This is a genomic window from Epibacterium sp. MM17-32 (genome assembly GCF_022348205.1).
In the GTDB taxonomy this organism is placed as follows: Bacteria; Pseudomonadota; Alphaproteobacteria; order Rhodobacterales; family Rhodobacteraceae; genus Epibacterium.
Map to the genome: position 1 here is coordinate 32,071 of NZ_JAKRFC010000020.1, position 26,158 is coordinate 58,228.

Here is a 26,158-nt window from a genome sequence, read left to right on the forward strand (position 1 = left end):
GTGAGCAAAGACAACTCGGAATACATTCACGGAAAGATTTCATGTCCGAACCTGCTGCCGACACGGCCTGTATCATTCTGGCCCGTGGTGGCTCCAAAGGGGTTACCGGCAAGAACTTGCGCCCCGTGGGTGGGGTGTCGCTGATCGGGCGTGCGGTCCGCGCCGGGCGCGCAGCCTCAGGGGTTGCGGCGGTCTATGTCTCGACCGATGATGCAGAGATTGCCGCCGAGGCCGCTCTGCATGGCGCGCGCATCATCGACCGCCCGGCGGCATTGTCGGGGGACACCGCCAGCTCTGAGGCCGGTTGGCTGCATGCGGTGCCGCTGGTGCGCGAAGATCTGCCCGCGCTCGACAAGCTGGTGTTCCTGCAGTGTACTTCGCCCTTCATCACCGGCAGTGATATTGACGGCTGCCTTGCCGAGATGGCGGCACGAGAAACCGACTGTGCGCTATCGGTCACCGAGGATCACTCCTTCCTCTGGGGGCTCGATGCCGAGGGGCGCGGGGTCGGTCTCAACCACAACGAACGCGAACAGCGGAAACGACGTCAGGACCTGCCGCCGCAATATTGCGAGAGCGGCGCGATCTACTGTGTGCAGCTTGCGCCGTTCCTGGAGACAGGCCAGCGCTTCTGCGGCTCGGTTGCGCTCTATCCCGTCGATCATCCGCCGATCGAGATCGACAGCTTGCAGGATTTTGCCCTCTGTTCGCAGATCGCCCAGGCCGGCGGGCGCAGCGAGATCGCGCGGGCACGGCTAGCGGCGGTCAAGGCTATCGTGATGGATTTCGACGGGGTTCATACCGACAATCTGGTGATCACCGATCAGAATGGCGTCGAAAGTGTACGCACGTCGCGCGGGGACGGCATGGGCATTGCCGCGTTGCGCGACAGTGGGCGTTACCAGATGATGATCCTGTCGAAAGAGCGCAATTCGGTGGTGCTGAAACGCGCCGAGAAGCTGCAACTCGAAGTGCATCACAGTGTCGACGACAAGGTGGCCGCGCTCGAGAGCTGGCTCGCTGCCCGTGACCTAGATTGGGGCGATCTCCTCTATGTCGGCAATGACCTCAATGACGGTGGGGCAATGGAACATGCAGGCCTGTCGGCCTGCCCGTCAGATGCGCATTCCGCTATCCTGGGGATAGCGGATTGGATACTGCCGCAGCCCGGTGGCAAAGGCGCGCTGCGGGCCATGGCAGATGTGCTTTTGGCATCAGGGTCTTTGGATTAGGTTGGCAAAGTTTATGCAGGTGCGTGATCGTCCGGTTGTCGTGGCGGGAAACGGAGCCTCTTTGGCTCATCTGCCGCCAGGAGCCATCCTGCCGGATGACTTTTTCATACGGACCAACAATTTCTTTTTCGAACAGCGCTTTCATCTGGGGCGGCGCGTGGACTTGGCCTTCATGGGCGGCGACCCGCGAGTGGCGCCTTTCATGTTCGAAACCTTCTATCGCTGTCGTGCAGATTATGAGCTGCGCAACTGGAGCAGCCATAACCAGCGGGTCATTCGGGCCGGGCGCCGGCGTTTTGGGGAGTGCTTCTTGCCGATGCGCTATCGGGATGCGGCCCTCGCGCAGGACGTACAGGGGCTGATCGCCCGGCACAAACGCCACCCCACAACGGGAATCTATGCGGTGCTGATGGCCCATGGTCTGGGGGCCGAGGAAATTATCCTGGCTGGAATGGACTTTTATGCTGCTCTTCGGCGGTATCCGTTCGAGCCTGGGCCCCACTACAGGGCGCTGATGGGGCAGGACATGGGGGTGCGCGGACTGGATCAGCATCTTCATGACCTTGACCTTGATCATGCGATTCTGCGGCTGCTGTCCGAACGCGGTGACGTAAGGTTGATGCGCGTAACCGACAATGTCTTGCTGAATGATGTTGCCAGTCTGGCACCAAATCGGGGAGGGACATCGCTGGATGCGCCCCGCACGGCACCGCCTGTGGATTGGGCGGCTTGGGCCGGTCTCTATCCGATCACGGCATTAAAAGCTCTACGCAAAGGCAGCGCTGTTGTACGGCAAGCCAAGAGGCGGGTATTCTGGTGGAGATGAGCGACCGGATCACAGCCTGGCTGAGAAACGCAGCTTTACCGCTGTGGACCGGCGCCGGGGTGGATGTTGCCACCGGTACCGTCTGGGAGGCGCTCGATCACGACGGCGCTCCCTGCGCCGACATGCAGCGCCGTTTGCGGGTGCAGGTGCGTCAGGCCTATTGCTTTGCCATGTCCGAAGACCCCGCGCATCAGGCCCTGGCGCTTAGGCTGTTCCGCTTTGCCATGGATCACGGTTTTGATGCGGACAGCGGCAATCTCGCGGCGCGCCTGGCGCCCGATACGTCGATCCTGACCGCGCCGCATGATCTCTATGATCTTGCCTTCATGCTGCTGGCGGCTTCGGCGCTGATTGCCATGGGCGCGGATGTTGCCGCCGATCTCGACCGGCTCGAAGCGGAACTGGCCAAGCTGAAAGCGCCGCGCGGCTGGTATGAGAACGCCGCCCGTGACCTGCCGCGCCGCCAGAATCCGCATATGCATATGTTCGAAACCGCAACCGCGCTGTTTGCTGCCACCGGCGAAGGCCGCTTTCGTGACATGGCGGAGGAATGCCTGGGCCTGTTCCGCGATGCCTTCCTCTCCGAAGATGGCCGGATACTGGAGTATTTTACCGAGGACTGGAGCCCGCTGGGGGCTGATGAACAGGCGGTAGAGCCGGGTCATATGGCAGAATGGGTTTATCTGATCGACCGCTACGAGCAGGTTACAGGGCGCTGCGCCGATGTGAAGATAGCAACGCTTTATGGCGCGGTACTGGCGCGGCGCGATGCCACCGGCCTGTTGCCGGACCGCGCCGACCCGGCGTCTGAGGCCCGCCGGATGTGGCCGCAGACCGAGTTGCTGAAAGCGGCTGTCGCCATGGCGCGACGGGGCGAGGCTCCAGTCGGGGCTCCGAGCCCCGAGGCGGTCCTGGCCCTGATGTGGGATCAATACCTCGACACGCCGGTGGCGGGGGGCTGGTATGACAAGCGTTCTGCCGCAGGGGAGCTCCTGTCGGAGAACATGCCTGCCTCGACCTTCTATCACATCCTTGTGGCCTTCCGCTTCTACCTCTCGGGCGGCGCCTCGACCTGACCTCGGCTTGAGGCAATTTGCATTGTCGTGAAGATACAAAACGGGCGGTGTCCAGCACCGCCCGTGTCCGATGGTCAGCCCGTGAGGAGGGTCAGACGATATCGATGTTGTCCGCTAGGCCGGCGAGGCTGCTCAGGTTCGAGATGGTGATGGCATCGCCCTCGCCGAAGTCGAAGACAACAACGCCGTTTTCGATGCTGGCGAAAGTGTCGATGACATCCTGTGCCTCGGTGAGCCCATCGACGAGTGCCGAAGACAGCTCGAGGCGGTCGTTGAAGGTTTCGAAATCGTTGATTTCATCGGCGTCATGGCCAGTGTCGAAGACGAAGGTATCGACAAGAGTGCCGCCACGCAGCAGGTCGTTGCCGGTGCCGCCCTCTAGGCGGTCAACGCCCTGCATGCCATAGATCGTGTCGTCATCGGCACCGCCCAGCATCGTGTCATCGCCGGTGCCGCCATAGATTTCGTCCTCGCCGAGCCCTCCGGAGAGCACGTCGGAGCCGAAGTTGCCGTACAGCGTATCGTCACCGGAATTGCCATAGACCGTATCCCAGGCTGATCCGGCAGAAATCCAGTCGTTGCCGGTGCCGCCGGAGAGCTCGTCGTCGCCCTCGCTGCCGTACATGCTGTCATCCCCATCGCCGCCAAACAGGGTATCCCAGCCAGAGCGGCCGTAGACAGTGTCGTTGCCCTCGCCCCCTTCGACATAGTCTACGCCATCGCCCGAGGAGATGTAGTCATCCCCGGCACCGCCATAGACGGTGTCGAGAGAGGTATTGCTGAAAATGGTGTCATTGCCGTCACCGCCGTAGACGGTGTCATCGCCGGTGCCGGCTGTGACGCTGTCGTTGCCTTCATCACCGTAGATGAGGTCGGTGGACGTGCCGCCGTGGATTGTATCATCTCCGAAGCCGCCATTGATGTTGTCGCCACCGGTACCACCGTCGATCTCGTCGTTTCCGGCGCCACCATCAAGGGTGTCGTATCCCCCCCCGCCGGTGATGGTGTCGTTGTCACTGGTGCCCGTCAGGTCTTCGCGGCTGTCATTACCTGTGATGACGTCACCTTCGCCAGCCTGATCCATGGCCAGAACTTCTGCCACAGTGAGCGTGCGATCACTAAACCGCAGCACTTCCACGTCATTGAGTACCCCAACCAGACTATCATCATCAGCATCATAGATGGTGAGACTGTCTGCGCTGCCCTCAAGACGGGTGTTTTCCAAAAAGAACTCAAGACTGATGCCGCGGATGCGATTGCCGCCATCATCTTCGACCCAGGTGCGATGCAGGTCGACCTGATCTGTGCCGCCGCCGCCGTTGAAGGTAAAGACGCCCTGGACTTCGTTGAGGCGAATGCGATTGTCGTTGTCATTGCCCTCGATGAGCGCTTCGCCATCCGTGTCCAGAACAACGCGCTCGATATTGCTGCCGGTCACGGTGTATTCCGTGGTGCCCGCATCATCGAGATCGGTACGGCCCTGAATTGTAACAGACCCTTCCTCGTTGCCGGCGTCGAACTCGACCAACACATCTGTATCGCCATAATCATAGATCACGGCGTCATCGAAGTCCTCGCCTCCTTCTCCGCCATCAAGCGTGGCATTGTGGCGGTTGATGACCATCCAGTCCTCGTCATCGCCGCCATTGATGGTGTCGTCACCACCGTTGCCGTAGATGTTGTCATTGCCCGCACCGGTTTCGATCAGGTCGTCCCCAGAGGTGCCATGCACCTCATCATCCTCGCTGGAGCTTGGGAAAAAGTTCGACAGCAGGATGTCCTGGTTCGGGGCATAGGTGCCGCTCGGGTAACCGATGCTGGTGATACTGTCCTCGAACGCCAGCCATTCGGCCGCGGTGGAGATGGACGGCAAGGCATCGCCAGACAGCACAAAGATGCTCATACGGTTGGCGTAATCCTCGCCACTGCCGGTGTCATACAGCTCGTCCACCCCGAGAACGATGGTGGTCCGGGTGGTGCCGTTGTCATTCCAGGTGGCCTCGAGAATGAATTCCTCGCTCAGATCCGGGTAGTCACCGCCGTTGAGGGATACCAATGCCTCGCTGGGATCGTTGATATTGGCGATGTCGGTTTCCCCATCGATGCCTGTGCCGGTTGTGTAGCGCAGGGTGTTGGGGGCTCCGTCGGGGAGATAATAATGCAGCTCAGCACCGGTTTCGACACCGTTTGCAACGGCATCCTCCTCATCAGAAAAGAGTACGGTGATTCCGCTCAAGGAATAGGTGGTCATCGCAATAGGCCCTTCATGAATCGTCATAAAAGGGCCCGCTCCGGACCCTTAACGTCTGTACGACATGGACGCTAATGGGTGGCGCGAGGGTCAGTCAATAATTTTTGAATGTGTCGGTTGCGGGTATGAGATGGACCCAACACCGATGTGTCACAGGCACCGCAACGCGGCACCTGTGCGTTGAAACGTTGACACGCAATGGGTGTCTCACATCATCGAGTCAGACGATGAAAATATTGTCGTCCAATCCGTCCAGCGTGGTGAGATTAGACAGGGTGATCTGATCGCCGCCTCCGAAGTCAAATACCACCACACCGTTCTGGATGCTGGCAAACGTGTCGAGCACATCCTGCCCGTCGTTCAGCCCATCAACCAGCGCTGACGATAGCTCCAACCGGTCACGATGCGTTTCGAAGTCGTTGATCTCGTCACTGTCATGACCGGTATCAAAGACAAAGGTGTCACGCAGCGTGCCGCCACGTAGCAGGTCATTGCCGCTGCCGCCTTCCAGCCGGTCAACACCCTGGTTCCCATAGAGTGTGTCGTTGCCATCAATCCCGCGCAGGCTGTCGTCGCCGGTGCCACCATAGAGGATATCCTGCCCCGCACCGCCAGAGAGCACGTCAGAGCCGAAGTTGCCGTACAGCGTATCATTGCCATCATTGCCAAAGACCGTGTCCCATGCCGAACCTGCGGAAAACCAGTCGTTTCCGTCCCCGCCATTCAACAGGTCATCGCCCTCGCTGCCGATCAGGCTGTCATCCCCGTCCCCGCCAAACAGGCTGTCCCAGCCGGAGCGACCATAAATGGTGTCATTGCCACCTTCACCGTCGACATAATCGACGCCGTCACCAGAAGAGATATAGTCGTGCCCCTCGCCGCCATAAACGGTGTCGAGCGCCGTATTGCTGAAAATGGTGTCGTTGCCGCTGCCGCCATAGATGGTGTCGTCACCGGTCCCGCCGGTCAGGCTGTCATTGCCTTCGTCGCCACGCAGCAAGTCGGTGGAACTGCTGCCGAACAAGGTGTCGTCGCCGCTCTGGCCAACCAGGCTGTCTGCTCCGGCCCCGCCATCGATGCTATCGTTGCCTGCTTCGCCCCAGATGGAATCATGGCCGGCACCCGCTGCGATTTCATCATTCCCGGCGCCGGCCTGAACCTGATTGCTGGCCTCATTGCCGGTGATGCTGTCATTGCCGCTGCCCGCGATCAGGTTCTCGACCACGGTGCCGCGGGCGATCCCCACATTGCCGATCAGGCCGGCCACATCGGAGAAGCTTTCATCGTTCAGGTCGATGCGGTCGGCGGTGGTGTTGTTGCTGAGATCAAGCGTGTCGGTGCCGCTGACGTCATAGATGGTGAGCGCCATGCTGTTGTCAGAGTCGCGGTCCGGAGAGTCGCGCCCTTCGAGCACCCCGAAGATATCATAGAGATAGCTGTCGGTGAGCGTGGTATTGGCCCCCCAGGTGGTATCGCCCGCGGTCTCGCTGTTCTCATCCGGCGCCCCGTAGAGGTTCTGGATCGCCACGATATCAGCCATCATGGTGGTGACCACAAAGCCGCGGGAGGCATTGGTGGTATAATTTTCCTCCTGGTCGAAATAGGACATCACCGACATCTGCCAGCTGTCATTGCTGAAGGTTTCATGCGTGCCGTAGACGGCATTGCCATTATAGGCGCCCTGGTGGCCGAGCCCCAGCGCATGGCCGATCTCATGCACATAGGTCTGGAAGGAATAGCTGTTGATCGAGGTGCCGGAGTTGGTCAACCAGCTGGTCGAGACATTCACTTCCGACGACAGGATGGTGCCGCCGCTGGTCACGGACTGGGCAAAGGCGCCGTCGGCATTGTCATCAAAGGAGATGTCAGCAACGGACGATGCGGTTTCCACAAATTCCAGATTGGCGACCCGTTCCCAGGCCTCAAAAGCCCAGCGGGCCAGTTGCTGCCCGGCGGCGGTGAGCCCGGTGATATTGACCGAGATCTGGTTGTCTGCGGAAGTGTCGAAGCTGCGCCCGGAGCGAAACGTGCCCTGCCAGTAGCCGTCGGTCAGGAAGTCGGCCATCTCGTCCAGGGTGGCGGGCTCTGCCGGCTCCCGGGTGCTCACGCCCAGGGTATAGGTGCCGGTGTTGATCCCATAGGCATCCGCAACCAGGTAGTAAGTGCCGCTGGTGGTGGCCGTGTAGCTCAGCAGGGATTCATAGCCGACCCCGCCGTCATCATTGGCCGCGATCTGGGTGCCGCTGCCATTGTAGAGCCGCAAATAGGGGTCCGACAGCGTCCCGTCACCACTGGGGGCGCCGGTGAGATCAAACTGGTAGGTCTCTCCGGCGGTCAGGGTGATGGCCACCCAATCCTCGTCACCGCTGTTGCTGATCGTGCCGCTGAAGGTATCCCCCACCGACATGGAATAGCCGGTCGCGATGGAGGCGGGCGCATCGGCAACCTCGGTAATGGCGGCAAAATCGCCGTTCCCGTCTTCGCCGTGGCGCAGCGGGTCAAAGGTCTGGGTGGCATTACACAGGAAACACATATTGAAGCTCTTGATTGGAAAACCTTGACGGTCAGGAAGCTGAAGAATGACGGGCTGTCAACAGGAACGGCACGTCTAGGGTGTTCGCGCCCAGGTTGCGGGCAGATCCGGGGTTGCCGTGAGCAATCCGCGGGTAAAACTTGGGTACATGCTGGCAGAGAGGCTGGCATCCATCACATCCAGCGCCACCTCCGGCCCCTGTTGCGGCGGGGTGGAGCCGGATTGCCACTCCAGGTGGCCGCTCAGCCGATCCTCACCGATCCCGGCCAGAACCAGACGAACGGTGCCGGCGGCCTCGGCCTGTTCCGGCAGCAGCAGCGGAGCGTTCCGGTCGGCGGCGGAGATCTGGCGGCTGCGGATGTCGAAAGCCCCGTCCAGGGCGGTGTCCAGCGCCGCTGTAAGCGCCGCGCAGAGCGCGTCCGGCTCTGGCACTTCGGCGGGGCATTGCACCAGCAGCGCCGGTGTCGCGGGAACGGGATCAGCTCCCATGGCCTGCCCCGGCTGCGGGCTGCCGGCCCAAAGCCCACCACAGAGCACCAGAAGCCCCGACTGCACGCCGGCGCGCAAACGTCCATACATGTTCCTGACTCACCTTTGTTCCCACTCGCCTGCCTGCTCAGGCTAGGCCACTTACTCCGATCCCCCGACCAAAGCGCATGGTGCCTCTAAATGAGGTGTTTTAATGGCAATCGCTCCGGTTGTCTAAGATCCAAGATAGAAATCGCCCCGACGGGCGGTTTTTGGCGCGGCCGTTGCAGCAGCAGCAAGCAGCGGCAGCTGCCCTGTCGGGAAAACCTTAGGGTGGCTTTTATCTTTGGGATTGGTGAAATAGAGACTTCTTTTCAAAAGAGCGTGCAGGTGGCGGCGGTTTCGTCCCCTCCGGCTGGCGCAAACCAGACAGACGTGCAGATTTACGGCTCTGCGCCTTGGCAGGCTTGTGAAATCTGGTGGTTCCACTAGGACAAGAGTGTGCACACTGAATGAGGCATCCTATGTCGATTACCCCCGTTCTCCTCTGTGGTGGCTCAGGAACTCGCCTTTGGCCGTTGTCGCGCAAGAGCTATCCGAAGCAATTTGTGCCCTTGATGGGGGAGGAGACCCTGTTTCAGGCCTCGGCGAAGCGGTTGGCGGGAACGGCCGAGGGGCTGTCCTTTGCGCCGCCGATGGTGCTGACCAATTCCGACTTCCGCTTTATCGTCACCGAGCAGCTTCAGGGCGCGGGCATTGATCCCGGCGCCATCCTGATCGAACCCGAGGGGCGCAATACCGCGCCGGCGGTGCTGGCGGCGGCCCTGCGCGCCCGGGCCCAGGATCCGGAGGCGGTGCTGCTGATCGCGCCGTCGGATCACGTGGTGCCCGATGTGGCGGCCTTTCATGCCGCTGTCGTCCGCGGGCTGGAGGCCGTGGCCGCGGGCCAGCTGGTGACCTTCGGCATCACGCCCACCCATGCCGAAACCGCCTATGGCTATCTCGAACTGGCCGAGGCGCCGGGGGCCGAGGGCGCCGCGGTGGCGCTGAAGCAGTTTGTCGAAAAACCCGATGCCCTGCGCGCGGCCGAAATGCTGGCGGCGGGCAATTTCAAATGGAACGCCGGCATCTTCCTGTTTGCCGCCAAGGACATCATTGCCGCCTTCGAGGCCCATGCCCCCGACCTGATCGCTCCGGTCGAGGCGGCGCTGCGCGAGGCGCAGGTGGATCTGGGCTTTTTGCGGCTGGCGCCGGAGCCCTGGTCGGCGGCGGCGGATATCTCGATCGACTACGCGGTGATGGAACAGGCCCGCAACCTCTCCGTGGTGCCTTTTGATGCGGCCTGGTCCGACCTTGGCGGCTGGGACGCGGTCTGGCGCGAGGCGGGGCCCGACGAAAACGGCGTGGTGGCCAGCGGCGGTGCCACGGCGATCGACTGTTCCGACACGCTGCTGCGCTCGGACAGCGACCGGCTGGAGGTGGTCGGCATCGGGCTTGAGGGCATCATGGCGGTGGCGATGAACGACGCGGTGCTGGTGGCGGACAAGTCCCGCGCCCAGGACGTCAAGCTGGCGGTACAGGCGCTGCAGGAAAAGGGCGCGCCCCAGGCCACCAGCTTTCCCAAGGACCACCGTCCCTGGGGCTGGTTCGAGAGCCTGGTGGTGGGCAGCCGTTTCCAGGTCAAGCGCATTCTGGTGCATCCGGGCGCCAGCCTCAGCCTGCAGAGCCATTTCCACCGCTCCGAACACTGGATCGTGGTCGAGGGCACCGCACGGGTGACGGTGGACGAGGAGGTCAAGCTGGTCACCGAGAACCAATCCGTCTACATTCCGGTCGGCGCGGTGCACCGGATGGAAAACCCGGGCAAGGTGCCGATGGTGCTGATCGAGGTGCAGACCGGCGCCTATGTCGGCGAGGATGACATCGTCCGCTACGAAGACGCTTACGCAAGGACCTAGAGATGAAAATCGCAGTTGCTGGCCTCGGCTACGTCGGCCTGTCCAATGCTGTCCTGCTGGCGCAGCATCATGAGGTGGTGGCCACCGATATCTCCGCCCCGCGGGTGGAGATGGTCAACGCCCGCCAATGCCCGATCGTCGATCCGGAGCTGGAAGCGTTTCTCGCCGACCGTAGCCTGAACCTGAGCGCGACCACCACCGCCGCCGAGGCCTATGCAGGGGCGGACTATGTGGTGGTGGCGACGCCGACGAATTATGACCCCAAGACCAATTATTTCGACACCTCCAGCGTCGAGGCGGTGATCGCCGAGGTGATCGCCATTACCCCCGCCGCCACCATCGTCATCAAATCGACGATTCCCGTGGGCTATGTGCAGGACCTCCGGGCGCGGCTGGAGACGGATCAGGTGATCTTTTCCCCCGAGTTCCTGCGCGAGGGCCGGGCGCTCTATGACAACCTGCACCCCTCCCGCATCATTGTCGGCGAGCGCTCCGAGCGCGCCCGCGTCTTTGCCGATCTGCTGCTTGAGGGGGCCGAGGACACGGATGTGCCGGTGCTGTTCACCGACCCCGACGAGGCGGAGGCGATCAAGCTCTTTGCCAATACCTATCTCGCGATGCGGGTGGCGTTTTTCAACGAGCTGGACAGCTATGCCATGGCCGGCGGCATGGACACCCGCCAGATCATCGACGGCATCAGCCTCGATCCGCGCATCGGCGGCCATTACAACAACCCGTCCTTTGGCTATGGCGGCTACTGCCTGCCCAAGGACACCAAGCAGCTCTTGGCCAATTACAACCACGTGCCGCAGAACCTGATCCGGGCGATCGTCGATGCCAACCGCACCCGCAAGGATTTCCTCAGCGATCAGATCCTGATGAAAGGCCCCAAGGTGGTCGGCATCCACCGGCTGGTGATGAAGGCGGGGTCGGACAATTTCCGCCAGTCTTCGATCCAGGGCATCATGAAGCGGCTGAAGGCCAAGGGTGTCGAGGTGATCGTCTACGAGCCGGTGCTGGAGGAGGCGCATTTCTTCCACAGCCGGGTGATCCGCGATCTGGCCGCCTTCAAGGCGGAGGCCGATCTGATCGTCGCCAACCGGATGACCGACGAAATCCGCGATGTCGCCGACAAGGTCTTCACCCGCGATCTGTTCGAGGCGGACTGAGGGGCGCGCCGCCGCTGCTTGTCACGCCCCCGGCGGACCTCTAGGACGAGGCAAACGCAATCCCACTGCGAGTGTGCCGCCATGCAAACCGTTCTCGTCACCGGCTCGGCCGGCTTTATCGGCTTTCACCTCAGCATGCTGCTGCTCCGGCAGGGGGCGCGGGTGATCGGGCTGGATGCCTTCAGCGACTATTACGATGTCCGCCTGAAAGAGCAGCGCCACGCCTTGCTGGCCGAGACCGCCGCTGCCGGGCCGGGGCAGTTCCTGCCGGTCACCGGCCGGATCGAGACGCCCGGTTTGCTGGGCAATCTGCTGGCCTCCCATAATCCAGATTATGTTATCCATTTGGCCGCCCAGGCCGGGGTGCGCCATTCGATCGAGCATCCGCGCGCCTATCTGGAAAGCAATCTCATCGGCACCTTCGAACTGCTCGAGGCCGCCCGGGCGCATCCGCCCCGCCACATGCTGCTGGCCTCCACCTCCTCGGCCTATGGCGCCAATTCCGAGATGCCCTATCGCGAGGACCAGAAGGCCGATCACCAGATGTCCTTTTACGCAGCCACCAAGAAATCAACCGAACATATGGCGCATTCCTATGCCCATCTGTTCGACCTGCCGGTGACCATGTTCCGCTTCTTCACCGTCTACGGACCCTGGGGCCGGCCCGACATGGCGCTGTTCAAATTCACCAAGGCGATCCTCGAGGGCCGTCCCATCGACGTCTACAACCACGGCAACATGCAGCGGGATTTCACCTATGTGGAAGATCTGGTGGAGGCGATCCGCCGCCTGATGGCCGCGGTGCCCGAACGCCCCGAGGACGGCCAGGTGCCCGCCGGGGACAGCCTGTCGCCGGTGGCCCCGTTCCGTGTGGTCAATATCGGCAACTCCACCCCGGTGCCGCTGACCGATTATATTGCCGCCATCGAACGGGCCACCGGCCGTGTGGCGCAGCGCAACCTGATGCCGATCCAGCCCGGCGACGTGCCCGCAACCTGGGCCGACGCCACCTTGCTGCACCGGCTTACCGGGTATGTGCCGCAGACCGGCATCGACGAGGGCGTGGCCCGCTTTGTGCAATGGTACCGGGACTACACCAGCACCGATGCCCCGCACTGACGCCGATCTGCTCGCGTATTCGCTCTCGTGATCCAAAACCATCCGCACCGCTCTGGCGCGCAATTCCTCTGGATAACGTGTTCCGTGCTTCGTCTTTACCATGACCCAGTATCCTTACTTCTGGGTCTCCGGCAAACAAGAAGCGGTTCAACGCCTATGATGCCTGGGGCCGTGCAAAACTGCAGGAGGCGCTTTCCGCCCCGTGCCCAGCGACACACCGCACGATCAGGTGATGCAGGAAGCCCACACCCTGATTGACGGGAAGCGCCATGCCTAAACTCAAATGGAAGGCCCCGGCAGTCGCAGACCTGATGACGTTTCCGGCAAGGTGGAGGGAATACGGGAACTGGTGGTCCGCCCAACTATATCGTGATCGATGCCGAAACCGCGGCAGCGGTGACGGTGCTCCGTGTACTTCACGCGGCGCAGCAGTGCGCCTTAGGTTTCAGTTTCGAAGTATTCAAATGTTTCAACTCAAGTCGTACTTTAGCGCCAAATCATAGTCTGTCATGCGGTCTGCATGAACCGCTTCAAAGTCTTCCTTGCTAACAACGTGCCGTTTAATCCCGCCTCCGTGACTTCCAGACACATATTCATAAACATATTTGCCGTCGATAAGAGTGATTGACCAGTGAGGGCCCTTTATTGATGTATCGGTTTTCTCGACGGTCGCCCCCTTCTTGGGAGGATAAATTTTTTTTCCAAACTCAACCATTATTGATTTCCTATCTTCATAACTTCGAATGGGACTCCGTCGAAGTCCATAACAGCTTCTGGCGCACCTCCGGAAGTATATCCACCTGGTAACCAATGACTGTTCGCGCCAAGTTCGTTCCCAGACGGGATCCTCAGACCATTGAAATCCTCAGGGTCGATACGCACCGCGACCATTTCCCCGTTTGACAATGATCCTGCGTCCAACCCAAGCCGCTTCTCAATATTCGCTAAGTTCCCTCCTGAATTTTGCACCAAGTTATCAAACTCGGACTTTGGCATGACAAAACCGCCCGGAGGGCCTGCTGTACCATATTGATCGATAGCGCTCGCAGGCGTCACGCGTACTGCGCCGTCGTCAAACTTGGCCAAATGCTCATCAATTTCAGCCTTGCTCATATAGGTCGATGGATCAGGCCTCTGACCTTTTGGAGTGCCTACAATTTCTTTTATTTTTTCGTCCGTTAGCCCGGCCCTGCGTTTACGGGTAATTCTGATGTTGCCGCCGTTCATGCCCAGGGTGTTGGGGTCGATCTCCACCTTGTACTGGTTCACCCGGTGACGGATACGGGCCACGCCGTTGGCGCCGGCGCGGGTGAAGGCTTCGATCTCGTCGTGCAGGCCCTTGCCGATTTTTCCCAGGGCGGTGATGGCCTTGCCGAAGGCCTCGACGATGCTAGCCAGAATGCCGAGGCTTTTGGCTTTGACAGCCAGGCCGCGCAGCTTGGCCACAAAGGTGGCCAGGCGGCCTGCCAGCAGCGCGATGCCGCCGCCGCCGGTAAGGGCCGCGATGACCGCCAGGATGATCTCGATCAGCACCTCCGGCAGGATGAAGCCGCTGACCACCCCCGCCATCTCGGCCCAGAAATTGGGCGTCATGTTCATCGCCACCGCCATGAAGACGTGGAAGACGTATTCAAAGGCGTTGGTCTCGCTGGCGATCAGCACCAGCCGCTCGATCCAGTCCTGACCGTTGTCGATGAGCTGCGCGAACAGCCGCCCCGTCTCGCCTGGGAGGGCACGCAGGCTGTCGAGCGCCGCCTCCATCAGATCCACGGTGCCCGAGGCCAGATCGCGCATCGCCGCCATGATGGTGGCGATGTAGGCGGCCAGATCATCCGCGCCGCTGATCCAGTCCGAAACAGTTTCGGCGGCAGTTTCGACCAAGGATGTCCCGTAAACCGCAATCGCGCCGAAGGGGCCGCCGTATTGCATCATGCCCTGTTCAAACGGGCTTTGGCGGGCCACATAGGCGTCATGCCAGTTCTGGGCGTTTTGATAGGCTGCAATGGCGCGGTCGCTGACACCACCCCAGAAATCGGCCTCGCCCTGGTACCAGGCGGACAGCCCCTTGCCGACACCCCGGAACCGCGCCTCGGGGATGGAGAGGAGGCCCCTGGCTTCCCATTCCAGCACATAGGGCTGCAACTTCATCAGCGCATCGTCCCGGAACCCAGCCAGTGCCGCGCCCAGGTCGCCCATACCGGCGTCAGCCTCTCCGGCCCCCTGCGGCACCAGCGTGACCTCCGAAACCCCCTGTGCCACCTCGATGGGCGGGGTGGTTCCCATTGTGGCCAGCGGGGCGGTCGGCGCGTCCCCGTCTTTCAGGCCATGGGCGATCAGGGGTTCCGTGCGGACCGCCCCGTCCACAACAACGCCCGTGCTGTCCTCGACCCGCACACAGGCATTGGTCAGCGGTGTGGTCCAGGCATCCCGGTAACAGGCTTCAACCCGGATCAGACCCGCGCAAGGCAGGCAGATGCGGTCCATGTCGCCCTGCGCCGCAGGCGCGCCCGCCCGGGCCTGGGCAGCAACTGCGCTGGGTGCCGGGGTTTTGGGGCTGCCATCTGCCATCAAAGCGCTCCTGTCTCATGCAGCGCATCCATGCGGCGCTCCAGCTGGGCCAGCTTGGCGTCTTCGTCCAAATGGCCTGCAAGAATTTGGATCAGCTGGCCGGCCGGATCACGCTGTTCAAAGCGCTCACCGAAGAACAGCTGCCAGCTGGCCAGAACATGAATGCTGCGCAGCTTGCGAATGCCGTAGGCGCCCATTCGCTGGGCGACCTGCGCGACCATGCTGTGCAGATCGTCGCGGGACCGGCCGGCGGTTTGCTCGGGAAACGAGCGGCGTAGGGCCAGGGCCATCTCGATCCGCCGCCGCCGCGCGCCCGCCTGGGCCATCGCCTGTTCCTGTGCGTGACTGAGCTGGCAGGCGGGCGCGGTGCCGGGATGCTCCGGGGCGTGATGCAATGTGCACTGCTCCAGCACGTTGCAGCAGATCACGGTCGCGGTCATCTGCTGCTCGGAACCGTGGAAATAACGCAGATATCCGGCCTCCAGGCAGGCCTGGGCGACATGCGGCTCCCAAAAGCGGAAAAAGACCCAGTCGCCCTGACTGTTACGCACGCGGGTAAAGGTCCTGAAGTGCTGCCACAGCGCATCAAGGTCCTGTGGCGACCGCAGATAAAGCCCCGGCTCACGATCCCAGAACTGCGTTGGTTCCGCCCCTGTGGTGAACAGCTGCCGGGTCAGGCTGCTGCCAGCGTCAAGCTGCACAATCCACGGCGCGGCATCACCCAAGGTGTCAAAAGCGTCCCCCTGGAACAGGCATCGGTGCGGCAAACCCGAGGCCATTAGAACGTCCGGCAGGTTCGCGATTTTGGCTCCGTCCAGAATGGCGAAACAGCCCGTCCCCGTTTCGCAGCCGTCCGCAAGAGGGCCGAACAACGGGGTTTGCAGAGTATCCGGCACGGTCTTCTGAGGCCAGACACCGAATTGATCCCCCAGCGGCTCAACTCCGCAGATTTCTTCTCCGCCTGCGCTGGGGAGAACGCCTGGAGCCGCATCCGCTGCGCGGCCCAGATCAAGCCAGTAATCATCTTCCGCCTGCATCATCAGACGCCTTAAATAAATCAACCAATGCGTGCACAATATGGAACCAGAGACGGCAAACCTCAATCCCGATATCAGCTGTCAGCAAAACAGCGCCCAAAGAGGTCTATTGCGGGCTCGCCGGCTCGCATTGCCGTGTGACACACCGCATTCGGCAAAAAGAGATCAGGGTGTTTCCTTGCGTCGCGGATGCGCAGAACGGCCTGGTGAGATGTGTTGTAGCGCCGCGCCACGGCGGCGACGGTCATCCCGGCCTCAAGGTCCGACCGATCCGCCCACCTGCGACCCCGCGCCCCGTCGCCTTCGCCTGACAGGCACAGGACAGAGGCGCCCGCCGCCGCTCAGCCCAGGCCCGCGCGCAGGCAGTCGTGGATGTGCAGCAGCCCCGCCACCCGGTCCGCGTCATCCAGCACGAACAAGGCCGAGATCTTGCGGCTGTTCATCTCGTGCAGCGCTTCGGAGGCGAGCGAGCCGCGGCGGATCACCTTGGGGCCGCGGGTGGCCACTTCGCCCGCGGTGCGCGCCATCAGCCCGTCCATGTTGCGGCGCAAATCGCCGTCGGTGATGATGCCGGTCAGCCGCCCCCCCTCGACCAGACCGGCCAGGCCAAAGCCCTTGGCGGTCATGGTCAAAAGCGCCTCGGACATCGGGGTGTCCGGCGCCACCAGCGGCAAGGCCTCGCCCGTGTGCATCAACCCGTCCACCAGCATCAATTGCGCGCCCAGCTTGCCGCCGGGGTGGAAGACCTTGAAATCCTCGCGCTCAAAGCCGCGCCGCTTCATCAGGGCCACCGCCAGCGCATCGCCCATCGCCAGCGTCGCCGTGGTCGAGGTGGTGGGCGCCATGCCGATGCCGCAGGCCTCGGGCGCGTCGGGCAGCAGCAGCACCACATCGGCCTGGGTCGCGAGGGTGCTGTCGGCCTTGCGGGTGATGGCAATCAGCGGGATCGCAAAGCGGCGGCTGTAGGTGACGATATCGGCCAGTTCAGACGTCTCGCCGGAATTGGAGATCACCAGGCAGACATCGCGCGGCGTCACCATGCCGAGATCGCCGTGGCTGGCCTCGGTGGCATGTACAAATTGCGCCGGCGTCCCCGTCGAGGCCAGGGTGGCGGCGATCTTGTTGCCGATATGGCCGGATTTGCCGACACCCGACACAATCACGCGGCCTTCCATGGCCTCGAGGATTTCGATCGCCTTGAGCTGCGCGTCGCCCACGTCGCCCGCCATCCGGGTCAGCGCGGCCGCCTCCACCGTCAGCACGCGGGCCATTTCGCCCAGGGTCTCGTCGAGGGTCATCTGTCGGGGAGTCATGTGGCGGTCTCCGGGCACTGGGGATGGAGGAAGGAGCATCATCTGGCTCCTGTGTAGGCGGCACACAGGCGAAAGACCAGTGCTGCCCGCCCCGGCAAAGCGGCCCCGGGCAACAGAACTGGCCCGATCCCCGACCATAAACTGGGCATAAAATTTTCAGCGGGCCTTAATGCGCGCCTGCTAGGCCAACCGGGACAGCCCCCTTGCAGCAGAAAGGAACACCCATGTCCCGTCGCACGCTCCTGGCCACCGCCGCCTGTGCCCTCTCCCTGTTTTCCGCCCCCGCCTTTGCCGAGACCATCCGCCTGGTCCAGGACGAGGCCTATGCCCCCTATATGACCAAGGACGGCAAACGCCCCACCGGCATCTGGGCGGAGGTGATCACCGAAGCCCTGACCCGTGTCGAGGGCGACTATGACGTCGTTCTGGAGGCGGTGCCGTGGTCGCGCGCCGTGAACCTGGTCGAAAGCGGGCAGGCCCATGGCCTGGTCGGCACCTACCACAAGCCCGACAGCCGCCCCTGGATCGGCACCTATTCGGTGGCGCCTTTCACCGAGAACGTCTCCGTCTACTGCCGCGATGGCGTGGCCGAAGCCGACTGGTCCTACCCGCAGGACTTCAAGGGGCTCACATTCGGCAACAACGCCGGTTTCGGCACCCCGGGACCGGAGTTTTTTGACCTGGTCGCCAGCGGCCTGATCTCGCTTCAGGAGGCGCCGACCACCGATCTCAACCTGAAGAAACTCGCCGCCGGCCGTATCGATTGCTACGTGCAGGAGCAGCTGACGGCACAGATCGCCATGGGAGCACTTGGGCTCAGCGGCATCACCCAGGTGCTCGATACCTCGGTCGAAGACAGCATGATCGGCTTTCGCGGCAGCTGGCAGGGCACCGAGGCCGAAGGATTTGCCGCCGATTTGGACCGCGCCCTGACGGCGATGATGGCGGACGGGACGATCGACCAGATCATCGCCGCCGCCGTGGATGGCTGAAGCAGGCCGCGCGGCCTGTTCCTGGCGGCGCGGCCCCCTGTCGGGGCGTGCTCAGCCCGAGTCGATCCGGATCGGCGGCGCGGTGCTGACCAGCCGGTTGATCTGGCGCAGATGCTCCGGCAGGCAGCGGGTCAGGAAATCATAGTCCCGCAGCACCCGCGCCCGGGCCCGCGCGCCCAGCTCCGCATGTTCCGCCGGGCGGGCCAGCACCTCCACCACCTGCGCGGCCAGCGCCTCCGGGTCGAAGAAATCCACCAGCAGGCCGGTGTCCCCATGGGTGATCGCCTCACGCACCGGCGCCACATCGGCGGCCACGATGGTGGCCTCCATCGCCATCGCCTCCAGAAGCGACCAGCTGAGGACAAAGGGCATGGTCAGATAGACGTGGCAGCGCGACAGCTGGATGATGCGGCACAAATCGCCGTAGGGCACCCGGCCCAGAAAGTGCACCCGGCTCCAGTCGACGCGGTCACCGACCTCGGCCTCCATCTCGCCGCGCAGGCCGCCGGGGTGGTCGCTCTCGCGCCCGTAGGAGACCTCGTTGCCGCCGATCATCAGGATACGCGCATTGGGCCGCGCCGCCTGGATCTCCGGCAGCGCCCGCATCATGATGTGAAACCCGCGCGCGCGCTCCATGTTGCGGGCCACATAGGTCACCACCTCATCGCCGCGCGACAGCGGATGGCCCAGACGCCCCAGCGCGATCTGCGCATCCGGATTGGCCTGCAACCGGTCCGCCCGGATGCCATCGTGGCAGACATACATCATGTCATGGAACGAGGCCGGAAAGCGGTCGCGCTGCCAGTAGGTCGGCACATGGCCCAGATCCACCACCTCGCGGTTGAGGCAGGGCACCACGTTGCGGGCGCGGTTGAAATAGGGCGCATGGGCCCCGGCGGGCTGTTCGGGGTCAAAGCCGACCATGCCGCCTTCCATATTGTAGTAATATTCAAAGAAGCCGAGGATCGGCACATCCGGCCACAGATCCTTGAAGAAGGACAACTCCCCCCAGCCGGTATGGCCGAGGATGATGTCGGGGCGAAAGCCGGTCTCGGCCTCGTATTTCTGCATCGCCTGCACGGCGCCAAAGCCCGCCCCCGCCGCCGCTTCCCAGTCCCGGGCCAGGCCAAAGGCCTCCTTTGCCGGCGTGTGGAAGGGCGCATAGACCACCGTGCGCACGCCCGCGATCTTCACATCGCCCCGCTGGCTCAGGAACACCAGCTCATGCCCGCCCTGCGCGACAAGCCATTTCACCAGCTCGCGATACTGACCCGGCATGTTCTGATGCACAAACAGCAGTTTCATTGCGGTTGCTCCCCTGCTCTCTCTCGATGCGATTGGCCGCTCTGCGGCGCTTGCACCTTAGCTGCACAACAGACAGCCGAAAACCACATGCAGCCCCGGGACATGGCGTTTCCCGCGCGGCGGCGGCCCCCGGCGGGCCCCACTAAAAGGTGACCTCCGCAACGGCGCCTGGCCATCGGCGCGCCCCTCAAAACCCGCCCGCTCAGGCACCTGCCCGTTTGCGCACCCAGCCCAGGAAGGCCGCATCCGGCTTTCTCAGACGTGGCCCCCCCGAGCGGGCCCAGACCGCGCGCCAGTCAGCCTCCAGCGCGTAGACATCCGCCCCCGGCAGCAGGCGACGCGCCTCGTCGCGGGCCGCTTCGGAGACCACCGGCGGCGGTGTCTCCAGCAGCTTGTCCTTCTGGGCAAAACGGATGATGTCGCCCTCCAGCTCTGCCATCTCGTAATCGGGCAAGGGCTGGTTTTCGATCATGTCGCGGATCATCTTGCGAAAGACCCGGCGCGGACTGGCGGAGCCGGATTTCTTCAGGAGCGTCTCCACCGAGATCTGCCAGCTGTCCTGACGTCCGCAGTGCTTGCGCGCCAGCTCGTAGATGCGCCGTTCCAGCGGTTTGCGCAGGCGGAAATAATCGCGGCTGAGCGTCAGCACCGATTTCGACAGCACCGCCCGAAACAGCCAGTCCGACAGCGTCACCGCCACCGAGACCATGCGCCCGCCCCGGGATTTGCGCACAATCTCCCAGCTCTCGATGAGGCCAAAGCCCGAGGTGATTTCCTGTCCGCCGGTGATGATATTGGTGGTGATCCGGGTGCCCGCCAACCGCTCAAACGCCTCGCGCAGCCGCCGGTAGGCATCGCCCGAGGTCTCGCGGTTGCAGGCCATCAAGAGATCATGCGCCGTCAGATGCAGCGTGCGGCTCACCTGACGGCCCGCATTGAGCGCCGCCATCAGCTGGCTCACACAAAAGATCAGGATGTCCTTGTCGTGGATCGTCGCCAGCCCCTTGACGCTCGGCGTCACGGTGATTTCGGCGCCGTTGTGCTCGTAGTTCAGAATGCGCCGGTCAGGCCGCGTACTGAGCGAAAACAACGGATGCTCCATCGATGCCAGATCATTCTTCGGCATCGCATCGAAGATGTCACAGAGGAAATATGCCCCCTGCCCTTCGGGTGGATAGCCCCCGGCCCCGCTCACCGCGCTGGTCATGTATTCAGTCTCACTGCTCTGCCTGTTCCACGATGTGCGTCCCGCTGTGCCGCCGGATTCGCATTCGTGGTTTTGATTACACCCACCCTAGGGTTATCCACAGCCCCGCACAACGGGGGTTCAGAGTCAGCAGATCGGGGGTTCAGAGTCATTTCATCGGGGTTTCAGAGTCGCTCGTCTCAGAATTTCACCGCCAAAGCCCAGTAAAAAAAGGACTTTGCAGATGCCCCTGCTCTGCCTTAACTAGAAATAACACAATAATAACAGGACATGTTTTTTTCACCCCTCCTGTTCAGATCTCCGACACCAGCGATATCGCCTGTTGCAAGTCACGGATTTGCTTAGAAAATAATGGCAATGTCATCATAATGCTTCCACCTGCTGCCTTTTCTGCTATCTTGTGAAAAAGGCGATACATCGAGGGTGGTGATCCGGGCAAACCCGGGCAGGGCATCCTCTGTTCCAACATGAGGCAGGACGCAGGATGGCCAAGGATATCCACAGCAAGGCAGGCACCGCCCTGCCCCCCTATTTCAACATTGATCCCGATGCGGCGATGGCGGAGCTGGACCAGCCCACCGACACTGCCCGCTTTGCCGAGATTGCCGAAGGCTGCGCCCGGGGACGTGCCGATCTCGCCAGCCGCGGTCTCAATGAAGAGGGGACAAAGCACCTGCGTCTGTTCTCCACCTGGGAAATCACCCGCTATCTGATCCCGGTGGCGCAGGCCCATTTTCGCAGGGTGCTCAAAGCCAATCCGGATCTGCCGCAGGGGCGGTCGGAAACCGAAGGCGGCGCCAAGTGGTTCACTTTGGATGAGGTGCTGCGACTGCGCGCGTTTTTTGCCGCGCAAGGATCAAAGGCCAAGAACTACCTGCCCTATCGCCCCGAGGGGTTGGCCGCCAAACTGGTGGCGGTTGCGAACTTCAAAGGCGGCGTTGGCAAGACCTCGACCGCCGCGCATCTGGCGATGTCGGCGGCGCTGGATGGCTACAAGGTGCTGGTGATCGATCTGGATTCCCAAGGTTCGATGACCTCAATCTTTGGCGGCAAGGTCGAGGATGAGTGGAAGACCGCATTCCCGCTGCTGGCGCGTCACTACGGCGAACATCTGCGGGTGGAAAACCAGCGCCGTCTGGATCGGGGCGACGCACCGCAGCCGCTGGACGAGAGCCTCACCGCCGCGATGGAGATGACGGCGGCGGATGTGATCCAGCCGACCCATTGGCCCAACATTGATCTGATTGGCGCGCAGCTGAATTTGTATTGGGCCGAGTTCCAGATCCCGGTCTGGCGGATGGCGGCACGCGCGTGGAAACTGTGGGATGCGCTCACCGACCGGCTGGAGGCCGACGGGGTGCTCGATCAATACGATGTGGTCTTTATCGACACGCCCCCGGCGCTTGGCTACCTCACCATCAACGGGCTTTCGGCCGCCGACATTCTGCTCGTGCCGATGGGCGCGTCGTTTCTGGAGTTCGACAGTACGGGGCGGTTCTTTGACATGCTGCATTCCACCTTTGCCTCCATCGAGGAGGGCGAGAACCTCGCCGCCCGTGCTCTGGGGCGGCCCGAGATCGGCTTTGAATGGGATGCGGTGCGGGCGGTGATCACCCGCTACGATGGCGCGCAACAGGGCGAGCTGGCGGGGCTGGTGCAGGCCTATATGGGCCCGACCCTGTCGCCGCACCGGCAGGATTACACCGCGTTGATCGGTCAGGCGGGCGAGCAGGTCAATGGCATCTACGAGGCGGATTACCGCGACTTCAACCGCGAGACCTATGCCCGGGGGCGCGAGACGTTTGATGAGACCTATGCGGCGTTCAAGCGGTTGCTCAACGGCGTCTGGCGCCGCGAGGAACTGGCGTTGCAGGCCGAGCGCGCGGCCTCCTGAGGCGGCATTAGGATGGGACTGCGATACTCTGGGCCTGGGGCTCCGAGTGGCGGGATGAGGAAGGACGACGAGAATGGCAAAACGCAAACGGCTGACCCCGGCCCAGCCCACCTATCTGAGCGGCAGTGACAAAAGCTCCGCCGCGGCCCCCGGCCCGCTCTCGATGGGGGCGGCGCCCATTGCGCAGGTGGCTTCTGATACCTCTGCCTCCGCCGCGCTCGAAGAACTCTCCGGTGTTCTGGAGCAGGCCCGCACCAAGGGGCTGATGATCGAAGAGCTGCCGCTGTCGGCCATTGACGAGACCTACCTTGTGCGCGACCGCATCGAGCAGGGCGAGGACGACATGCTGGGCCTCATGGAGTCGCTCCGGGCCCGTGGTCAGCACACCCCGATCGAGGTGGTCAAACGCGAAGACGCCCATGGCGAGAAAACCCATGGGCTGATTTCCGGCTGGCGGCGTCTGACGGCGCTGCGCAGACTCTATGACGAGACTTCAGACCCTAAATTCGCCACTGTCAAAGCGCTGGTGGTGCGCCCCGAAAGCGCGGCGGACGCCTATCTCGCGATGGTCGAGGAAAACGAGATCCGGGTGAACCTCAGCCATTATGAACGCGCACGCATCGCGGTGCAGGCGCTGGCAGAGGGGGTCTATCCGGATCAGCGCAAGGCGCTTTTGGGGCTGTTTCAGAATGTCCCCCGCGCCAAGCGTTCCAAGATCGCAAGCTTTGTGACGCTGGTGGAGGCGCTGGATGATGTGCTGCGCTACCCGACCGCGATCCCCGAAAAACTGGGCCTCGCCATCGCCCGCCATCTGGAGGAGAACCCCCGCTTTGGCCGCGAGCTGGCCGGCAATCTGATTGCCTCGGATTGCCAGCATGTCTCTGAAGAGCTGGCGGTTTTGCATGGGCATATTGCGGCTTGGGATGCGAGACTAAATGAGTATTTAGACTCTGATCCCCTGCCCTCCCCTGCCCCGACGCCCGCGCAATCTCCCTCTGAACCATCCTCCGAGGCCTCCTCTCCCCCGGGCCCGTCCCGTCCTGCGCAAAACCGCGTTTCGCTGGACGCAGCCCCCGGGGTGACGTTGACCTTCACGGAAGAGACCCGGAAGATCGAACTGCGCGGCGATGGCGTCACCCCGGATCTGGTGCAGGCCCTGCAAGATTGGTTTGCCCAACGCTGATCCTGCCGGTGCCCTCTTTGTTCGAGACAGGCAGGCGTCCTCCGGGGCGCCTGTTTTGAGTCTGGGAGGCCCCTTGGCGCGATGTGGTCCAGGGGTAGCAATATAGGTCAATAATATTGACCTATTGTTTCGCGTGCGAAACATTGGGTAAGTAGTGCTGACCTATTGTTTCGTGCGCGAAACAATGCGTAAGGGATGCTGACCTACCTGTCCGGCGGTCTCCGCGCCAGTCCCTGCCGCATCCGCGCGGGCGGTCGCGTCGAGCACCCCGCGCGCGTGCCTGTTTCTCGGGCAGTACCGGCGCAACTCTGCCGATATCGGGATGCGTTAACGACAGAACGGGCGAAAACATCGTATTTCTGGATTTATTCCGTGGGAAACCTATGGCGCGGGCGCCGCCGCGCGCATAAAACCGTGAGGGGGATGTGATGATTTCGACCCGTGTATTGGATCAGGAACGCGATTGAAGACGGGCGTGGGACGCCCGCGATTTGAGGTGACGAACATGTTGAAACTCGTGGAGCGGCTGACGCGTCAGAACAAGGCCACGATCTTTCTGACGCTGGACTTGCTGCTGCTTCCGGTTGCGTTGCTGTTTGCCCTGGTGCTGCAAGACATGCCGGTCTCTCCCCTGGTGCTGCTGGGGCAGATGCTGCCGGTGCTGCCCTATATCCTGCTGCTGGCGGCGGGGCTGTCCTATTGGCTGGGGCTGCCGCAGGTGCAGCTGATCGCCTATGAACGCCACGCGGTGAGCCTCACCGCGCTTCTGGCCACCGTGGTGGCGGCGGCGGAGGCCGGGTTCTGCGCGCTGTTCGGCCCGGACTTGCCGTTGGGGGTGCATGTGGTCTTTGGCCTCAGCTACCTGCTGATGATGGTGGCGGCGCGGGCGGTGATGTTGCAGATGGTGCTGGCGCTCTACCGCCGGGCGCGGCCGCGGGCGCGGGTGCTGATCTATGGCGCCGGCAATACCGGCACCCAGCTGGCGCAGGCGCTCAAGGCCCATGACGGGATCGACCCGGTCGCCTTTGTCGACGACAACAAATCGCTCCAGGGGCTGACGCTGGTTGGCTTGCCGGTCTATGCCCCGACCCGGATCGCCGAGGTGGTCAAAGGGCGCAACATCAAACGCGTGCTGCTGGCGATGCCCTCTCACAGCCAGCCGAAACAGACACAGATCATCCAGCGCATGCAGAAGCTGGGGCTGGAGGTGCAGGCGCTGCCCTCCTTTGCCCAGTTGATCGGCGAGGAGGCGCTGGTGGACAAGCTGACGCCGGTGCCGCCGCAGCGGTTCCTCAGCCGCGATGCCTGCGATGTGCCGCTCCAGGCCTGCGCCCAGTCCTATGCCGACCGGGTGGTGCTGGTGTCCGGGGCCGGTGGGTCGATCGGCTCGGAACTCTGCCGCCAGATCCTGGCCTGCCGCCCCAGCAAGCTGGTGTTGTATGAGCTGTCGGAGCTGGCGCTTTATACCATTCACCAGGAACTCTCCCAGCAGCTGGAAGACGCGGATATTCCGCTGGTGCCGGTCCTGGGGTCGGTCACCGATCCACGCCAGGTGCGCCGGGTCCTCGAACGGCACCGGGTGCAGGTGGTGTTGCATGCCGCCGCCTATAAACATGTGCCGCTGGTGGAGGCCAACCCCCTGCCCGGTCTGGCCAACAATGTCTTTGGCACCCAGACCCTGGCGCGGGCGGCGGCGGAATATGGCGTCGAACGCTTCATCCTGATCTCTTCCGACAAGGCGGTGCGCCCCACCAATGTGATGGGCGCCTCCAAGCGGATGGCCGAGCTGATCGTGCAGGATCTGGCCTCGCGCTCCGGGCCGCAGGGGGATGGGTCTGCCGGTCGCACGGTCTTTACCATGGTGCGGTTCGGCAATGTGCTGGGCTCCTCGGGATCGGTGATCCCGCTGTTTCAGGAACAGATCGCCCGGGGGGGGCCGGTCACCGTCACCGATCCGCGGGTCAAACGCTACTTCATGACCATCCGCGAGGCGGTGCAGCTGGTGCTCCAGGCTGGGGCCGAGGCGA

Annotated in this window: 19 protein-coding genes; 10 read left to right on the forward strand and 9 right to left on the reverse strand. The window is 62.8% G+C overall.

What is annotated here, in order from left to right; genetic code table 11:
- The first annotated feature begins 41 nt into the window (after positions 1–41).
- Genes MHM88_RS21275 through MHM88_RS21285 form a run of 3 tightly spaced genes read left to right on the forward strand, consistent with a single transcriptional unit; the run spans position 42 to position 3,134 of the window.
- Positions 42–1,232: an acylneuraminate cytidylyltransferase gene (locus MHM88_RS21275; protein ID WP_239368809.1), complete on the forward strand. Its 1,191-nt coding sequence runs from the start codon at positions 42–44 to the stop codon at positions 1,230–1,232.
- A gap of 13 nt (positions 1,233–1,245) precedes the next feature.
- Positions 1,246–2,058, forward strand: coding sequence for a hypothetical protein (locus MHM88_RS21280; RefSeq protein ID WP_239368810.1), 813 nt, complete (start codon positions 1,246–1,248; stop codon positions 2,056–2,058).
- Positions 2,055–3,134 (forward strand): AGE family epimerase/isomerase, encoded by a 1,080-nt coding sequence (locus MHM88_RS21285; RefSeq protein ID WP_239368812.1) that lies wholly within the window; start codon positions 2,055–2,057, stop codon positions 3,132–3,134. Before MHM88_RS21280 ends, MHM88_RS21285 begins: the two co-directional genes overlap by 4 nt.
- Before the next feature lie 91 nt (positions 3,135–3,225).
- Here MHM88_RS21285 and MHM88_RS21290 read toward each other — a convergent pair whose 3' ends face one another.
- The 3 genes from MHM88_RS21290 to MHM88_RS21300 form a co-directional block, all read right to left on the reverse strand.
- Positions 3,226–5,385, reverse strand: coding sequence for a calcium-binding protein (locus tag MHM88_RS21290; RefSeq protein ID WP_239368814.1), 2,160 nt, complete (start codon positions 5,383–5,385; stop codon positions 3,226–3,228).
- 220 nt (positions 5,386–5,605) lie between these two features.
- Positions 5,606–7,918, reverse strand: a complete 2,313-nt coding sequence (locus tag MHM88_RS21295) for a M10 family metallopeptidase C-terminal domain-containing protein (protein ID WP_239368816.1) — start codon at positions 7,916–7,918, stop codon at positions 5,606–5,608.
- 75 nt (positions 7,919–7,993) lie between these two features.
- Entirely contained in the window at positions 7,994–8,497 is a 504-nt protein-coding gene (locus tag MHM88_RS21300; RefSeq protein ID WP_239368818.1) for a hypothetical protein, read from the reverse strand.
- 413 nt (positions 8,498–8,910) lie between these two features.
- Between MHM88_RS21300 and MHM88_RS21305 the strand changes: the two genes are divergently transcribed.
- The 3 genes from MHM88_RS21305 to MHM88_RS21315 all read left to right on the forward strand — a co-directional run bounded on the left by MHM88_RS21305 (position 8,911) and on the right by MHM88_RS21315 (position 12,632).
- The gene (locus MHM88_RS21305; RefSeq protein ID WP_239368820.1) at positions 8,911–10,344 is read left to right on the forward strand and encodes a mannose-1-phosphate guanylyltransferase/mannose-6-phosphate isomerase; all 1,434 of its coding nucleotides are present in this window, start codon (positions 8,911–8,913) and stop codon (positions 10,342–10,344) included.
- A 2-nt stretch (positions 10,345–10,346) separates the two neighbouring features.
- Complete coding sequence (locus tag MHM88_RS21310) at positions 10,347–11,513, forward strand: nucleotide sugar dehydrogenase (protein ID WP_239368822.1); 1,167 nt, start codon at positions 10,347–10,349, stop codon at positions 11,511–11,513.
- A gap of 81 nt (positions 11,514–11,594) precedes the next feature.
- Positions 11,595–12,632: an NAD-dependent epimerase/dehydratase family protein gene (locus MHM88_RS21315; protein ID WP_239368824.1), complete on the forward strand. Its 1,038-nt coding sequence runs from the start codon at positions 11,595–11,597 to the stop codon at positions 12,630–12,632.
- A gap of 469 nt (positions 12,633–13,101) precedes the next feature.
- Here MHM88_RS21315 and MHM88_RS21320 read toward each other — a convergent pair whose 3' ends face one another.
- From MHM88_RS21320 to MHM88_RS21335, 4 genes are all read right to left on the reverse strand, one after another.
- Entirely contained in the window at positions 13,102–13,347 is a 246-nt protein-coding gene (locus MHM88_RS21320; protein ID WP_239368826.1) for a hypothetical protein, read from the reverse strand.
- Complete coding sequence (locus MHM88_RS21325) at positions 13,347–15,026, reverse strand: hypothetical protein (protein WP_239368828.1); 1,680 nt, start codon at positions 15,024–15,026, stop codon at positions 13,347–13,349. The genes MHM88_RS21320 and MHM88_RS21325 overlap by 1 nt, the downstream gene beginning before the upstream one ends.
- Before the next feature lie 173 nt (positions 15,027–15,199).
- Positions 15,200–16,303, reverse strand: coding sequence for a DUF4123 domain-containing protein (locus MHM88_RS21330; protein ID WP_239368830.1), 1,104 nt, complete (start codon positions 16,301–16,303; stop codon positions 15,200–15,202).
- Positions 16,304–16,578: 275 nt separating this feature from the next.
- Positions 16,579–17,550: an SIS domain-containing protein gene (locus MHM88_RS21335; protein WP_239368832.1), complete on the reverse strand. Its 972-nt coding sequence runs from the start codon at positions 17,548–17,550 to the stop codon at positions 16,579–16,581.
- A 224-nt stretch (positions 17,551–17,774) separates the two neighbouring features.
- Between MHM88_RS21335 and MHM88_RS21340 the strand changes: the two genes are divergently transcribed.
- Positions 17,775–18,542, forward strand: coding sequence for an ABC transporter substrate-binding protein (locus MHM88_RS21340; protein WP_239368834.1), 768 nt, complete (start codon positions 17,775–17,777; stop codon positions 18,540–18,542).
- A gap of 51 nt (positions 18,543–18,593) precedes the next feature.
- Here the strand turns inward: MHM88_RS21340 and MHM88_RS21345 are convergent, their stop codons facing one another.
- Both MHM88_RS21345 and MHM88_RS21350 read right to left on the reverse strand, forming a co-directional pair.
- The gene (locus tag MHM88_RS21345) at positions 18,594–19,847 is read right to left on the reverse strand and encodes a glycosyltransferase family 4 protein (RefSeq protein WP_239368836.1); all 1,254 of its coding nucleotides are present in this window, start codon (positions 19,845–19,847) and stop codon (positions 18,594–18,596) included.
- Between the two features lie 202 nt (positions 19,848–20,049).
- Positions 20,050–21,054: a replication initiator protein A gene (locus MHM88_RS21350; protein WP_239368838.1), complete on the reverse strand. Its 1,005-nt coding sequence runs from the start codon at positions 21,052–21,054 to the stop codon at positions 20,050–20,052.
- 484 nt (positions 21,055–21,538) lie between these two features.
- On the opposite strand from MHM88_RS21350, the gene MHM88_RS21355 reads away from it, so the two are divergent.
- From MHM88_RS21355 to MHM88_RS21365, 3 genes are all read left to right on the forward strand, one after another.
- Positions 21,539–22,948 (forward strand): AAA family ATPase, encoded by a 1,410-nt coding sequence (locus MHM88_RS21355; protein ID WP_239368840.1) that lies wholly within the window; start codon positions 21,539–21,541, stop codon positions 22,946–22,948.
- Between the two features lie 73 nt (positions 22,949–23,021).
- Complete coding sequence (locus MHM88_RS21360) at positions 23,022–24,131, forward strand: ParB N-terminal domain-containing protein (RefSeq protein WP_239368842.1); 1,110 nt, start codon at positions 23,022–23,024, stop codon at positions 24,129–24,131.
- Positions 24,132–24,636: 505 nt separating this feature from the next.
- On the forward strand, positions 24,637–26,158 hold a 1,522-nt coding region (locus MHM88_RS21365), incomplete at its 3' end, for a polysaccharide biosynthesis protein (protein ID WP_239368844.1).

What these genes read in the sequence shown, in the direction of transcription:
- MHM88_RS21275 (WP_239368809.1), top strand. Translation starts at nt 42, where the DNA reads ATGTCCGAACCTGCTGCCGACACGGCCTGTATCATTCTGGCCCGTGGT.
- MHM88_RS21280 (WP_239368810.1), top strand. Translation starts at nt 1,246, where the DNA reads ATGCAGGTGCGTGATCGTCCGGTTGTCGTGGCGGGAAACGGAGCCTCT.
- MHM88_RS21285 (WP_239368812.1), top strand. Translation starts at nt 2,055, where the DNA reads ATGAGCGACCGGATCACAGCCTGGCTGAGAAACGCAGCTTTACCGCTG.
- MHM88_RS21290 (WP_239368814.1), bottom strand. Translation starts at nt 5,385, where the DNA reads ATGACCACCTATTCCTTGAGCGGAATCACCGTACTCTTTTCTGATGAG.
- MHM88_RS21295 (WP_239368816.1), bottom strand. Translation starts at nt 7,918, where the DNA reads ATGTGTTTCCTGTGTAATGCCACCCAGACCTTTGACCCGCTGCGCCAC.
- MHM88_RS21300 (WP_239368818.1), bottom strand. Translation starts at nt 8,497, where the DNA reads ATGTATGGACGTTTGCGCGCCGGCGTGCAGTCGGGGCTTCTGGTGCTC.
- MHM88_RS21305 (WP_239368820.1), top strand. Translation starts at nt 8,911, where the DNA reads ATGTCGATTACCCCCGTTCTCCTCTGTGGTGGCTCAGGAACTCGCCTT.
- MHM88_RS21310 (WP_239368822.1), top strand. Translation starts at nt 10,347, where the DNA reads ATGAAAATCGCAGTTGCTGGCCTCGGCTACGTCGGCCTGTCCAATGCT.
- MHM88_RS21315 (WP_239368824.1), top strand. Translation starts at nt 11,595, where the DNA reads ATGCAAACCGTTCTCGTCACCGGCTCGGCCGGCTTTATCGGCTTTCAC.
- MHM88_RS21320 (WP_239368826.1), bottom strand. Translation starts at nt 13,347, where the DNA reads ATGGTTGAGTTTGGAAAAAAAATTTATCCTCCCAAGAAGGGGGCGACC.
- MHM88_RS21335 (WP_239368832.1), bottom strand. Translation starts at nt 17,550, where the DNA reads ATGACTCCCCGACAGATGACCCTCGACGAGACCCTGGGCGAAATGGCC.
- MHM88_RS21340 (WP_239368834.1), top strand. Translation starts at nt 17,775, where the DNA reads ATGTCCCGTCGCACGCTCCTGGCCACCGCCGCCTGTGCCCTCTCCCTG.
- MHM88_RS21345 (WP_239368836.1), bottom strand. Translation starts at nt 19,847, where the DNA reads ATGAAACTGCTGTTTGTGCATCAGAACATGCCGGGTCAGTATCGCGAG.
- MHM88_RS21350 (WP_239368838.1), bottom strand. Translation starts at nt 21,054, where the DNA reads ATGACCAGCGCGGTGAGCGGGGCCGGGGGCTATCCACCCGAAGGGCAG.
- MHM88_RS21355 (WP_239368840.1), top strand. Translation starts at nt 21,539, where the DNA reads ATGGCCAAGGATATCCACAGCAAGGCAGGCACCGCCCTGCCCCCCTAT.
- MHM88_RS21360 (WP_239368842.1), top strand. Translation starts at nt 23,022, where the DNA reads ATGGCAAAACGCAAACGGCTGACCCCGGCCCAGCCCACCTATCTGAGC.